The organism is Pseudomonas sp. GNP014 (assembly GCF_054344005.1).
The window spans coordinates 5,534,090-5,546,742 of sequence record NZ_JBTGUS010000001.1 but is presented as its reverse complement, the minus strand read 5'-3'; the positions used below and the strand labels follow the sequence as shown (position 1 = coordinate 5,546,742).

General features: G+C 59.7%; 14 protein-coding genes and 1 pseudogene. 6 read left to right on the top strand and 9 right to left on the bottom strand.

Annotation, left to right across the window (positions count from 1 at the left end; all coding sequences use genetic code 11):
- Nucleotides 1–8: 8 nt before the first annotated feature.
- The 6 genes from ACXX9E_RS24875 to ACXX9E_RS24850 all read right to left on the bottom strand — a co-directional run bounded on the left by ACXX9E_RS24875 (nt 9) and on the right by ACXX9E_RS24850 (nt 4,749).
- Nucleotides 9–635 carry a response regulator transcription factor gene (locus tag ACXX9E_RS24875; RefSeq protein WP_123466502.1) on the bottom strand — a complete coding sequence of 209 codons (627 nt, stop codon included), beginning with the start codon at nt 633–635 and terminating at the stop codon, nt 9–11.
- A 387-nt stretch (nt 636–1,022) separates the two neighbouring features.
- Nucleotides 1,023–2,351: a deoxyguanosinetriphosphate triphosphohydrolase gene (locus ACXX9E_RS24870; protein WP_123466500.1), complete on the bottom strand. Its 1,329-nt coding sequence runs from the start codon at nt 2,349–2,351 to the stop codon at nt 1,023–1,025.
- 69 nt (nt 2,352–2,420) lie between these two features.
- A complete protein-coding gene (locus ACXX9E_RS24865) occupies nt 2,421–3,584 on the bottom strand; it encodes an EAL domain-containing protein (protein ID WP_123466498.1) in 1,164 nt (387 codons plus the stop codon).
- 126 nt (nt 3,585–3,710) lie between these two features.
- Nucleotides 3,711–4,049 (bottom strand): hypothetical protein, encoded by a 339-nt coding sequence (locus tag ACXX9E_RS24860; protein ID WP_186746440.1) that lies wholly within the window; start codon nt 4,047–4,049, stop codon nt 3,711–3,713.
- The gene (locus ACXX9E_RS24855) at nt 4,046–4,432 is read right to left on the bottom strand and encodes a phage holin family protein (protein WP_123466494.1); all 387 of its coding nucleotides are present in this window, start codon (nt 4,430–4,432) and stop codon (nt 4,046–4,048) included. The genes ACXX9E_RS24860 and ACXX9E_RS24855 overlap by 4 nt, the downstream gene beginning before the upstream one ends.
- A 2-nt stretch (nt 4,433–4,434) precedes the next feature.
- Nucleotides 4,435–4,749 carry an ElaB/YgaM/YqjD family protein gene (locus ACXX9E_RS24850; protein ID WP_123466492.1) on the bottom strand — a complete coding sequence of 105 codons (315 nt, stop codon included), beginning with the start codon at nt 4,747–4,749 and terminating at the stop codon, nt 4,435–4,437.
- Between the two features lie 305 nt (nt 4,750–5,054).
- On the opposite strand from ACXX9E_RS24850, the gene ACXX9E_RS24845 reads away from it, so the two are divergent.
- Nucleotides 5,055–6,263, top strand: a complete 1,209-nt coding sequence (locus ACXX9E_RS24845; RefSeq protein ID WP_128615823.1) for an ammonium transporter — start codon at nt 5,055–5,057, stop codon at nt 6,261–6,263.
- Here the strand turns inward: ACXX9E_RS24845 and ACXX9E_RS24840 are convergent.
- Complete coding sequence (locus ACXX9E_RS24840; protein ID WP_336347392.1) at nt 6,260–7,972, bottom strand: cation:proton antiporter; 1,713 nt, start codon at nt 7,970–7,972, stop codon at nt 6,260–6,262. The genes ACXX9E_RS24845 and ACXX9E_RS24840 overlap by 4 nt on opposite strands.
- Nucleotides 7,973–8,180: 208 nt before the next feature.
- Here ACXX9E_RS24840 and ACXX9E_RS24835 point away from each other — a divergent pair, with 208 nt between their 5' ends.
- The 3 genes from ACXX9E_RS24835 to ACXX9E_RS24825 all read left to right on the top strand — a co-directional run bounded on the left by ACXX9E_RS24835 (nt 8,181) and on the right by ACXX9E_RS24825 (nt 9,798).
- Entirely contained in the window at nt 8,181–8,417 is a 237-nt protein-coding gene (locus tag ACXX9E_RS24835) for a glutaredoxin family protein (RefSeq protein WP_458556362.1), read from the top strand.
- A 101-nt stretch (nt 8,418–8,518) separates the two neighbouring features.
- Complete coding sequence (locus ACXX9E_RS24830; RefSeq protein ID WP_123466484.1) at nt 8,519–8,836, top strand: transcriptional regulator; 318 nt, start codon at nt 8,519–8,521, stop codon at nt 8,834–8,836.
- A 71-nt stretch (nt 8,837–8,907) separates the two neighbouring features.
- Nucleotides 8,908–9,798 (top strand): pseudouridine synthase, encoded by an 891-nt coding sequence (locus tag ACXX9E_RS24825; RefSeq protein WP_128615825.1) that lies wholly within the window; start codon nt 8,908–8,910, stop codon nt 9,796–9,798.
- 79 nt (nt 9,799–9,877) lie between these two features.
- Here ACXX9E_RS24825 and ACXX9E_RS24820 read toward each other — a convergent pair whose 3' ends face one another.
- Both ACXX9E_RS24820 and mobA read right to left on the bottom strand, forming a co-directional pair.
- Nucleotides 9,878–10,099 carry a YgdI/YgdR family lipoprotein gene (locus ACXX9E_RS24820; protein WP_007908660.1) on the bottom strand — a complete coding sequence of 74 codons (222 nt, stop codon included), beginning with the start codon at nt 10,097–10,099 and terminating at the stop codon, nt 9,878–9,880.
- Nucleotides 10,100–10,177: 78 nt separating this feature from the next.
- Entirely contained in the window at nt 10,178–10,780 is a 603-nt protein-coding gene (mobA, locus tag ACXX9E_RS24815; RefSeq protein WP_123466482.1) for a molybdenum cofactor guanylyltransferase MobA, read from the bottom strand.
- 81 nt (nt 10,781–10,861) lie between these two features.
- On the opposite strand from mobA, the pseudogene moaB reads away from it, so the two are divergent.
- Nucleotides 10,862–11,402, top strand: a pseudogene (moaB, locus tag ACXX9E_RS24810) (molybdenum cofactor biosynthesis protein B).
- Nucleotides 11,386–12,612 (top strand): molybdopterin molybdotransferase MoeA, encoded by a 1,227-nt coding sequence (locus ACXX9E_RS24805; RefSeq protein WP_458556361.1) that lies wholly within the window; start codon nt 11,386–11,388, stop codon nt 12,610–12,612. The pseudogene moaB and the gene ACXX9E_RS24805 overlap by 17 nt, the downstream one beginning before the upstream one ends.
- The last annotated feature ends 41 nt before the right edge of the window (nt 12,613–12,653 follow it).

Genomic DNA, 12,653 nt, shown 5'->3' with positions numbered 1-12,653 from the left:
GCGGGGTCTCACACGAGTGCGTTTCGTTTGGCCATCTCGATAAGTTCGACAAGGGATCTGGCTTTGAGCTTTTGCATCAACCGCTTCTTGTAAGTGCTGACGGTCTTGTTGCTCAAGAACATGCCCTTGGCGATTTCCTTATTGGTGCGGCCTTGTGCAAAGAGTTGAAGCACCATCAATTCGCGATCGTTGACGGACTTGAATAATTCCAGTTCGGCATAACGAATATCGTCGCTGCGAACCGGGTTCAATGCCTGGCTGGGGAAATAGTTGTAGCCAGAAAGTACGGCTTTGATTGCACTGACCAGTTCGCTCAAGTCCTCTTGTTTACACACATAACCTGATGCGCCGGATTGCATGCAGCGAACGCCGAACAGCGTTGGACATTGAGCAGTGAGTACCAGGGTTTTCAATGGCGAACTCATGGCGTTGAATCGGGCCAATACCTCAAGGCCGTCGAGCTTGGGAATGCTGATGTCGAGAATGATCAGGTCTGGCATGCACTCGCGCACCATCTGCATGGCATCGACCCCGTTATCGGTTTCACCGACGACCTTGTAACCCTCATGCTCCAGCAGCATTCGAACGGCGAGACGGATGACCGGGTGGTCGTCGACAATAAAAACGGAGTTCATAATCAAATCCCATACAAGCACGAATAAAGGGCGCACCTTAGCTCAGATGAATGAGCACTCGCATGAACTGTCATGAACTCACTTGCGTTATCAGATAATTCCTACAACTAATGAGGAAAGGGACTACGACTAATCCGGGTTTGGCGTAAGGATGCTCAATTTTTTAATTGGCTTATAGTTGGCATTGGATGTTTTGCAAATGCGGCGGATTAATGGTTTTAGAGGGGCGGTTGGTGTTGTGTCAGTTGTTTATTATTTGTTTGTGTAAATGTCTGGGCGGTGAATAAAAATACCGCAGCCCTGGGGAAACAACGTTGACCACATTAACGCTGTACATGAAACAGCCCGTATTCAACCGGCCAAGAGCGCCGGCTGAATACGTCAGGATCAATGACTGGAGCGCCCGGTCATCTCCATGGCCATGTCGCTGGCGTAGCTGTCGGTCATGCCGGCGATAAAGTCGATCATGCGCAGAAACGAGGTGTGCAACGAACCGTGTGGGTCCGGCGCATTGTTGCCCAGCAAGTCGAGGATGCGCCGGCTCTTGAAGGAAGGCGTACGGCCGTTGTGTTGCTCCAGGGCAGCCCCGCAGAAGGCATTCAGCAGGATTTCCAGCGTCGTATAGGCGCCGATTTCGTGCAGGGTCTTGCGTTTGTCCTGGAAGATCTTCTTGCGGGCGATGTCCTTGGCGTTCAACACGCAGCGCTTGGCCGGTCCGTGCATGTGCTCAACCAGATCGCCGTGCAGCGTGCCGTCGAGCAGGGCATCCTGCTGCTCGACGAAGGCCCGGGCCGCAGCATTGGTCAAATGTTCGATGGCCTTGCCGCGCAGAATCGCCAGTTTGCGTCGGCGCGAATCCTGCGGACCGAGTTGCCGGTAGGTTTCCGGCAGGTCGTCACCGACCAGCCCCAGCAGCAGCGATTCGACTTCGCTGTAATCGAGCAGGTCCATCTCCAGACCATCTTCGAGGTCAATCAGCGCGTAGCAGATATCGTCGGCGGCTTCCATCAGGTACACCAATGGATGCCGCGCCCAGCGCTGGTCTTCCAGTTGAGGCAGGCCGAGCTTGTGGGCAATCTGCTCGAGTAACGGCAACTCGCTCTGATAGCAGCCGAACTTGTGCTTCTTGTAGCCGAGGGAGTCGGCGTGACGCGCGGTCCACGGGTACTTCAAATACGTGCCGAGGGTGGCGTAGGTCAGTCGCGTACCGCCGTCAAACTGATGGTACTCAAGCTGCGTGAGCACCCGGAAGCCTTGGGCATTGCCTTCGAAATTGAGGAAGTCAGCACGTTCTGCCTCGCTCATGCCATCGAGCCAACCGCGCCCGGCGGCCTGCTGGAACCAGTGGCGAATGGCATCTTCCCCGGAGTGGCCGAAGGGCGGATTGCCAATGTCGTGGGCCAGGCAGGCCGATTGCACGACCATTCCCAGATCGCTGGGATCGCACCATTCGGGCAGGGCATTGCGCAGGGTTTCGCCAACGCGCATGCCCAGCGAACGGCCCACGCAACTGACTTCCAGTGAATGGGTCAGGCGTGTGTGGATATGGTCGTTGCTCGACACAGGGTGCACTTGGGTCTTGCGCCCGAGGCGGCGAAAGGCACCGGAGAAAATGATGCGGTCATGGTCTTTGTGAAAAGGGCTGCGACCCAGTTCTTGCGGGCTGTGCAGCGGTTTTCCGAGGCGTTCGCGGTTGAGCAGGGTTTGCCAATCCAAGGCTGGTTCTCTCCGTCAAAGTGACTGTTGCCCTAGCTTCCCGGTTCATGCTGCCACCTGCAAGCGGAACTACAGCCCCGCCGCATCAATATCGATCAACAGCAGCCGCTCGCCGTTATCGAAAAACTGCCCGGCCGTCAGGCAGTACTGATTGCTGGTGGCATCGCGGTAGGTGCTGGACAGGGTCAGGCGACGTTCTTCCCAGCCCTCGGCCAGCAAATGATAGAAGTAGGGTCGCCATGACCAGTTATGCCCCAGGTACCGGTTGTCGGCGACCCAGCCATGGTGCCGCCACTCCAGGTTCGGAGTCAGCTGCGTACCGTGGCGGTCGCATTGGTAAAACCGCAGCAGCCAGGGAAACGCCTCCAGATGGGGCAGGGCGCTGAGAGGTGCATGGGCCTGCGCCCAGCCCTGCAGGATCGCCATCAATTCCGCCAGTTGCTGGCGCATCCGCATCAAGCGCCCGCGCTCAGCGAGTTTCTGTTGGACATAACGCTGGCGCAACTCGGCGAAGCGCGGCACAAACGCGTCGGTAGCAAAAAAGGCTTCCTGCGCCCGCGCGAACAGAAAACCCTGCACATAACGTGAGCCGCACTCGAGGGCGAAATTCAGTTGGGCTTCAGTCTCGACGCCTTCGGCGATGATCCAGCAACCCGTCTTCTCGGCCATCTGTGCCAGCGCCTTGACCACGTCACTGCTCGGCCCGCCTCGTGCGGCGGCCTGGAACAGGCGCATGTCGAGTTTGAGGATGTCCGGCTGTAGCGCGAGCACGCGATCGAGTTGCGAGTAGCCGGCACCAAAGTCATCAATGGCGATTCTCGCCCCGGCCTCGCGGTAGCGGGCGACCACTTCGGCCAAACGCTGACTGTTGCCACCCAACTCGGTGATCTCGAACACAATGCGCTGCGCATCGACTCCGTGACGCGCCAGTTGCTTGAGGCTGGGCAAGGCTTGATCGGGGCGCAGGCGACTGATCCAGCGCGGCGACATGTTCAGGCTGAGAAACCAGTCCGCCGGTGCTTGGTGCAAACGGCTCAGAGCGTTGTCGCGGATTTGCCGGTCGAGACGCCGCAGGGCGACTGCCGGCGTACGCGGATCGGCGAACAGCGGTCCGACCGAGGTCAGTTGACCGTCATTCTGGCGCAGACGACCCAGTGCTTCGACGCCTGCTATACGGCCGGTGGCGGTGTCGATGAAAGGCTGAAAGCAGGCGAGCGGTTGCCCGTCGATCACGGGGCCTCCTTAGTCGTTCTTGTTCTGATTGAACCCTGTCGACCGGGTAGGCGTGCAGGGATCGAACCTCTCGATAAAAGAGGTTCATCCCGGTGATATTGCAAGAATGCAGCCAGATGTGTCGGTTTAACGCTTGGCCGAGCTTTGCATGACCAGTTTGATCAGTGGTCCGAGGCTGGTCCCGAGTCGGATCAACCGCGTCAGGCCACTGATACCACCGCTTTTCGCGCCTTTGCCGGTAATGAAGCCCAGCAGAGTGACAGCGGCTACGCCCCATAACGGCGCGTGTTTGATGCCGAAGCCGTCGTGCAGGTTTTGCGTCATGCCGCGCACGCGCTGCAACGGTTGCAGGACCTGTCCGGCTTCGTGGCGGATTTCCTGGCGATGCATTTCCATGCGCAGGCGAATCAGCGCCTTGCGCATTTCCCGGCGCGAGCTGTTGTGAGGCAGTTCAGGCAGGCTCATGGCAACAGGCGCTCCCGGTCGTTGGCCAGCTCTTCCAGCGTACCGTGGAAGGGTGAGGATTCATCGAAGATTGCTGCCTTGAGGCGCAGCCCGCAGAAGATTGCCGCCAGGGTGTAGAACACGCACAGGCCGATAATCCCGGCCAGCCGGTAGGTGTCCCAGAGCAGGATCAACACCAGGGCTGACAGGCCGACCAGCAACAGCAGCGCAAACACCAGCGCCAGACCCGCAAACAACAGCAGGCTGACGGTACGGGATTTCTGCTCCTGCAACTCGATGCCGAACAATTCGACATGGCTGTGCAGCAAACCAAGGACAGCGGCGCCCAGACGCCGTGTGGAGGAGGCGGTGCCCGCAGTCGGGCCGGATTCACCGATCGACATGATCAGCGCCGAGTGGCCAGCAGGCCAATCAGGAAGCCGACGCCAGCAGCGATACCGACCGACTGCCACGGATTGGCCGACACGTAATCCTCGGTGGCGTTGACCGCTGCCTGACCGCGATCACGCAACGTCTCTTCAGTCAGTTTCAGGGTCTCGCGGGCACGCAGCAGGCTGTCGTGAATCTGCTCACGCAACTCATCCGCCTGATCACCGGCCAGGGTCGCGGTGTGCTCGAGCAACCGTTCGGTGTCGGCAACCAACGTCTGGAAGTCGTTCATCAGGATTTCTTGAGCAGTCTTTGCCTTGATGCTGGCCATGGGTGGATCTCCGTAAGTGGCGTCTGAAGCGTTCGAGTATGAGCCTTGCGCGAAGGTTCATTACAAATGACTGGTACAACTTTTGCTGTGTGCTGGTGCGTCGTCCGGCAGTCGTGCGCTGTTGCCGGGCGTGCATGCCGGAAAACCTTAACTCAAATAATCCCGGTTCGTGTCAGGACATCGACCTCGTGCGCCAAAACGGTACAGCGAATCTGCGGATCCCTGACCGGGCGGTCGCAACTTGGTGCATGAAATGCCCGCATGAACCGCTTTGGTGCTCTTTTTTCCTTCAGGTCTGCCTCTCCATGGAAAATCTGCAAAGTGCTGTGGACACACTGGTGCACAGCTCCAATACATTGTTCATTCTGATCGGTGCGGTGATGGTGCTGGCGATGCACGCCGGTTTCGCTTTTCTGGAGGTCGGTACGGTTCGCCAGAAAAACCAGGTCAACGCGTTGTCGAAAATCCTCAGTGATTTTGCCGTCTCGACCCTGGCCTATTTCTTTATAGGCTATTGGATCTCCTACGGTGTGACGTTCATGCAGCCAGCGGCCGTTTTGAGCGCTGATCATGGGTATGGGCTGGTGAAGTTTTTCTTCCTGCTGACTTTCGCGGCAGCGATCCCGGCGATCATTTCCGGCGGCATCGCCGAGCGTGCCCGGTTTGTTCCGCAGTTGTGTGCCACGGCGTTGATTGTGGCGTTCATCTATCCGTTTTTCGAGGGGATGATCTGGAACGGCAACTACGGCCTGCAAGCCTGGTTGACCGCGCAGTTTGGCGCAGCCTTCCATGATTTCGCCGGTTCCGTGGTGGTGCACGCCATGGGGGGATGGCTGGCGCTGGCAGCGGTGCTGCTGCTCGGCCCGCGCAACGGCCGTTACCGCGATGGAAAACTGGTGGCGTTCGCGCCGTCAAGCATTCCGTTTCTGGCGCTGGGCTCGTGGATTCTGATTGTCGGCTGGTTCGGCTTTAACGTGATGAGTGCGCAGACCCTGCAGGGCGTCAGTGGCCTGGTGGCGGTCAACTCGTTGATGGCAATGGTCGGCGGCACGGTGGCGGCGTTGATCGTCGGACGCAATGACCCGGGTTTCCTGCACAACGGCCCGCTGGCCGGACTGGTGGCGGTTTGCGCGGGCTCCGATCTGATGCATCCGGTCGGCGCGCTGCTGACTGGGGCGATTGCCGGGGCGCTGTTTGTCTGGTGCTTTACCGCCGCGCAGGTGAAATGGCGCATCGACGACGTGCTGGGCGTGTGGCCATTGCACGGTTTGTGCGGGGTGTGGGGCGGCATTGCCTGTGGCATCTTCGGTCAGACGGCGCTTGGCGGTCTGGGCGGTGTCAGCCTGATCAGCCAGTTGATCGGCAGCGCCCTCGGTGTGGCAGTGGCACTGATCGGCGGCTTCGCCGTTTACGGCGTGATCAAGGCGCTGCACGGATTGCGCCTGAGTCAGGAGCAAGAGTATTACGGCGCCGATCTGTCGCTGCACAAAATTGGCGCGGTGAGTCAGGATTAGGTTTCCACATCGTCGGCACCGGGATAAAAACCGTGCAACAGACGGTAGCGATCGATGCGCACCTGATCGACTTTCTCCTGCACCTGATGCGCCGGCAGACCCAGCATGATCAAGGCATGTGAGGCGAGCATCAGGCTCGACTCCAACAGCTCCGGCACCACCTCGGTGGCGCCGGCAGCTTTCAGTTCCGCCCATTGGCTGTCGTCGCGCGTGCGCACCAGAATCGGTACATGGGCGTTGAGCCGGCGTGCTTGCGTGAGGATGCGCAGCGCGACGTCACTCTGGTCCACGGCGATCACCAGCAACCTGGCACGCAGCAGGCCGACGGCGGTGAGTAGATCGCCGCGTGTCGAATCGCCGTAGTGCACGTCGCTGTCCCCGCTTGCGGCTTCCTGAACGCGCACCGGATCGTTGTCCAGCGCAATGTAAGGCTGTTGCGCGTTACGCATGAACCGGCCGATCGACTGGCCGACCCGTCCGTAGCCGCAGATCACCACATGCTTGTCGAGGTCGGCATTGAGCGCACTGATTTCTTCGATCTGCGCTTCCTGATTGGGCTTGCGGTGCAAGGTCGCGGCAATGCGCGGGGCTGCGCGCAGTAACAGCGGCGTCAGTACCATCGAGCAAAAGGTGGTTGCCAGCAGCAGGGCGCCCAACCTGTCGGGCAGCAGGCTGTTTTGTTGCATTTGCGCCATCAGCGCGAAACAGAACTCGCCACCCTGGGCGAGGGCCAGACCACTGCGCCAGGCCGTTTCGCTGTCGCTGCCGCGCCACTTCACCAAAAGGGCCACGACGAGGCCCTTGATCACCATCAAGCCCAAGGTGAGACCGAGGATCAGCAAGCTGTGACTGACGAACAGTTGCAGGTCGATCAGCATGCCGATGCTGACAAAAAACACCCCGAGCAAAATGTCGCGGAAAGGCCGGATGTCCGCCTCGATCTGATGGCGATAATGGCTTTCGCCCAGCAACATGCCGGCGAGAAATGCGCCGAGGGCCGGCGACAGCCCCAGCAGGTGAGTCAGCCAAGCGGTCAGCAGCACGATCACCAGCGCCAGCAGCACGAACAATTCTGCCGAGCGTGACGCCGCCACTTCATGGAAAAGACGCGGCAACAACCAGCGGCTGGCCAGCAGCAGGCCGACAAACAGCAGCACGGTTTTCAACAACGTCAGTGGCAAGGCCCAGTACCACGCCTGAGTGCTGCTGCCAGCGAACACCGGCACCAGCGTCAACAGCAGCACCGCGACCACGTCCTGAAACAGCAAGACACCCACGGCGTTCTGCCCGTGGCTGCTGAACACTTCACCGAGGCTGCCAAGTTCCTTGGTGACGATCGCCGTGGAAGACAACGAAAGCCCGGCGCCGAGCAGCAGCGCGGGCGTCGCGGACATGCCCAGCAGCATCAGCAACAGACCGAGCAGCGCCGTACTGATCAGCACCTGCTGACTGCCGAGACGGAATACCACCTGACGCAGGGCAATCATTTTCGACAGAGAGAATTCCAGGCCCAGCGAAAACAGCAGGAACACCACGCCCAGCTCCGCCACATCCGGCAGGTGTTCGCTCTGGTTGACCCAATCGAATGCGCTGGGCCCGACCAGCAAACCCACGCACAGGTAACCCAGCACGGGTGGTAGCCGCAGCCGACGAAACAGGGCAATCACCACGAGGGACGAGGCGAGGATAATCAACAGATTGGCAAACACTGGGCGCTCCGATGTCAGGTTTTGACCTCTCAAGCGTAGAGGCAAAAAGTCCGGGAGCATCGTGTAATTGGCTTCTGGGCGAACTGATTTGCGTCAGGGTTTTGCGCGCCAACCCCCTGCAGGAGGGTTGCAGCCTTTGAGCGGCGGTGGCTCGACGGGTTTTCAGGCGCGGCCTAGAATAAGCCCACGAATTTTTGGTTGAGCGATCATGCTTCCTGAATGTCAGTTGTTCGGCACCCTGGGGTGTCATCTGTGCGAAGTCGCGGAATCCATGCTGATGGAGTTCGTCCAGCGCGGCCTGCTGGTGGAACTGGTGGATATCGCTGACGACGAGTCATGGTTTGAGGCCTACAGCCTGCGGATTCCGGTACTGCGCCGGGTCGATACCGGCGCAGAGCTGGGCTGGCCGTTCAGCGCGGATGAAGTCGTGGCCTTCTTGCGTTAATCATTCACCCCGCTGGTCGCAACGCTTATCCATCCCTTGGCACCTCGCGGCTTATTCGGTTACTGTATGTTCATACAGTAATTGAGTCAGAGGGACGAACCGTGGTCAATGTCGAACAGTTGAAGAACAGCGTGAACCGGATGTCGGTTGACGTGGTGCGCGAGGCCGTCCTCGAGTTGCGCCTTGACGGGCTGGTCACGGAAGGCAAGACGCCGTTCAACAAACTGCATTTCAACACCTGCTTTGCCGAGATCGAGGCCTTGTTTCAGCGGGCCGGGTACCACAAGCAGCTGGATGTGGTCGGCTATCAGGGCTTGCTGTACGCCTTGTATGATCCGGGGCGCTGGGAGGCTGTCGACGTGCTGCGCTGGCTCAAGGAGTTCACGGAGGCGGCTGCGCTCAAAACGATTCCGGCCTGAGGAATCTGCGCTAGGTTCGTGGCCTCCCGTGCTGGATAATGCCGGCCTGCATTGAGGGTTCGAATTTCCGTATGTCCACATCTCCATTTTCCGCTGCGCAGAATCAGGCCAGCACGCTTTATCTGCCGCCTGGTCACTGGCTGACCGTACTCGACTGCCTGTGCGATCACTTCAGCGCCATCGGCCGCGAGCAATGGCTGGACCGGATCGCCCGGGGCCGCGTGCTGGATGGTCAGGGACAGCCGATTGCAGTGGATCTGCCCTATAAGGAAGGCCTGCGGATTCATTACTTTCGCGAAGTGCCGGACGAAAAACCGATTCCGGTGATCGAGTCGATTCTGTATGCCGATAACCATCTGGTGGTGGCCGACAAACCGCATTTCCTGCCGGTGACGCCGGCCGGCGAGTATGTGGAACAGACATTACTGCGCCGTTTGATCCGACGCCTCGACAATCCCCATCTGGTGCCGCTGCACCGGATCGACCGGCATACGGCGGGACTGGTGATCTTTTCCGCCAATCCGCAGTCCCGTTCTGCGTACCAGTCACTGTTCCCGACGCGGCAGATCGACAAACGCTATGAAGCCATTGCGCCGGCGCTGCCCGGACTGGAATTTCCCCTGATCCATAAAAGTCGCCTGGTCGATGGCGAACCGTTTTTCCGCATGCAGGAAGGGCCGGGCGTCAGCAACACCGAAACAGCGGTTGAGGTGCGTGAGAAAAACGGCGATCTATGGCGTTATGGCCTGTATCCGGTCACTGGCAAGAAGCATCAACTGCGGGTACACATGACCGCGTTGGGGGCGAGTATCTGCAACGATCCGTTTTATCCGGAGGTATTGAAAGATGTTGAGGATGACTACGCCAATCCGTTGAAGCTGCTGGCGCAAGGGCTGCGGTTTGTCGACCCGGTGACCGGTGAGTTGCGTGAGTTCGAGAGTCGAATCACCCTGCAGTGGTGATATCACCGGATTTTCCGAGCGCCCATGAAAAAGCCCGCATCGAATGCGGGCTTTTCTGTATCGGGTGTCGACCCGGAGCTTACAGCTCCTTAACGGTACGAACCTGATCCTTGTTGATGCGAGTTTCTTTGCCGTCCAGCTGTTTGAACTCGTAGAAGCCCGAATCATCATCGTATTTCGGGGTGTCGACGGCCTGGATTTCGCGACCGTCATTCAAGGTGATCACTGTTGGCGACGAGCAACCTGCGAGGGTAGCCAGGCCCAGTGCGAGCATGAAAGTGGCGAGGGTCCGTTGAGTCATGAGTGTGTCTCCGAATGGGAATTCTTTTGGTTACTGAGCTTGAGACGTATACAAGGCGTGAGAGTTCCTTGAATGGTGTCAGTCTGACACAGTGTTGTGCGAACTTAACAGTTCAGGGGTGTTGAGGTTGGCCAGCCGCGGGTCATTGTCCGGGCATTGCAACGCGGTGGCACCGAGACCGCGCATCACCCGGCCGGGGCTGCGTTCACCGGCGTTCCAGGCGGTTTCGAAGGCCGGCAGAAGCGCAACCGGAATCACGCAGAGCAAAGGTTCCCAATGTTCATCGTGGCGCAACATTAAAGGTTTTTCAGGTTGCAATTGAGCGGCTTCGCGCATGCTTTGCACGAGTGCCGCGTCGATTCGCGGCACATCGCACGGCAATACCAGCAAATGCGAATGGTGCGCGACTTTCAGGCCGGCACGAATGCCGGCCAGGGGGCCCGGAAAATCGCCTTCGTCATCCACCACCAATTGATCGGCGAACGGTGCGTACCGCTCGCGATTGCGATTGCAGGAAATGATCAAGTCATCGGTCAGTTCACGCACCTTGCGCTGCAAATGGGCGATCAAAGGCTCGCCCAGCCACTCGACCAACCCTTTGTCCTGGCCACCCATGCGTTGGCCGCGTCCACCTGCCAGGAGCAGGATGGAGCAGGGCGGCAATTGGGTATTCAGCGTCATGGCAGCTCTCCGGTAGGGCGGCGGGAAATGGGGGCGCTGTGATATAACACCGGGCTGTTTCCCCTACAACTGGACGAGCCTATGAAAGCCAAGGCTGATGTACCTTTCGTGCCGCTCAATATAGCGGTGTTGACGGTCAGCGATACCCGAACTCTGGAAACCGACACTTCAGGCCAGGTCTTCGTCGACCGCTTGACGGCCGCCGGCCATCTTTTGGCCGAACGGGTTCTGCTCAAAGATGATCTCTACAAAATTCGCGCGCAAGTTGCCAACTGGATTGCCGACGACGTTGTGCAGGTGGTGTTGATCACCGGCGGTACCGGTTTTACCGGGCGTGACAGCACGCCGGAAGCCGTTGCCTGTCTGCTCGACAAGCAGGTCGACGGGTTCGGTGAGTTGTTCCGGCAGATTTCGGTGGCGGATATCGGCACCTCGACCGTGCAATCGCGGGCGTTGGCCGGTCTGGCCAATGGCACGCTGGTGTGCTGCCTGCCGGGTTCGACCAACGCGGTGCGTACCGGCTGGGACGGGATTCTGGGTGAGCAACTGGACGCTCGTCACCGTCCGTGGCAATTTCGTCACCCACCTGAAGCAGGCGGCGCCTTGTGAATCCCGTGGGTAAGCCGGGCAAGACCGGTAGCTTGCTGCCTGTCGAGGTGGCGTTGGCGCGGTTGCTGGAAATGGCCGAAGCCACGCCCATCGCAGAGCATGAGTATTTGCCTCTGGCGCAGGTCGAGGGGCGGGTGCTGGCTGAAGATCTGGTGTCGACCCTCGATTTGCCACCTTGGCCCAACAGTGCGATGGATGGTTATGCCCTCAACCTGGCGGACTGGACGGGGGAAGCCATGCCGGTCAGTCAAAAGGTGTTCGCCGGACAGGCTCCGCAGCCATTGACCCCGGGGACCTGTGCGCGAATCTTCACGGGCGCACCAGTGCCACCGGGCGCCGATTGCGTGGAAATGCAGGAAAACGCCGAGGTTGGGGCGGATGGTCGCGTACGTTTCATCGAGACAATGGCGGTCGGGCAGAACATTCGTCCGCAAGGCCAGGAAACCACCGTCGGCGAGCTGATCCTGACGGCGGGGACCCGACTTGGCCCGATCGAGCAAGGTCTGTGCGCGTCCCTGGGGCGCGCCGGACTGAACGTCGTGCGCAAGGTATGCGTGGCGGTAATCTCCACCGGCGATGAGTTGGTCGAACCGGGTCAGGCGCTGGGGCCGGGGCAGATTTACAACAGCAATCGGGTGGTGCTCTGCAGTTGGCTGCAGCGCTTGGGCTGTGAGGTGGTCGATGCCGGTATTCTTCCGGATGACCTGGCCGCGACCCGCGCCCGCCTGGGTGAGCTGCAGGATGTCGATCTGATTCTTTCCACCGGCGGCGTATCGGTGGGTGAAGCGGATTTTCTGGGTATCGCCTTGCGCGAAGAGGGTGAACTGGCGCTGTGGAAACTGGCGATCAAGCCCGGCAAGCCCCTGACGTTCGGTCATTTCCGCAACGTGCCGGTCATTGGTCTGCCGGGTAATCCGGCCTCGACGCTGGTGACCTTTGCGTTGTTGACCCGGCCTTATCTGTTGCGACGCCAGGGTGTGCAGGATGTCGAGCCACTCAAGTTCACGGTGCCAGCAGGTTTTGTCTGGCCGGTGGCGGGCAGTCGGCGTGAATACCTGCGGGGCCGGCTCGAACAGGGACGGGCGATTATTTATCGCAACCAGAGCTCCGGTGTGCTTCGCAGTGCCGCGTGGGCAGACGGCTTGGTGGAAGTGCTGGAGGGCAGAACGTTGCTTGAAGGCGATGCGGTGGTCTTCATTCCGCTGAGCGACCTTTTGGGGTGACTCCCGTCTTGCAAAGGCAGGCTTCGATCAATACCAGCGAA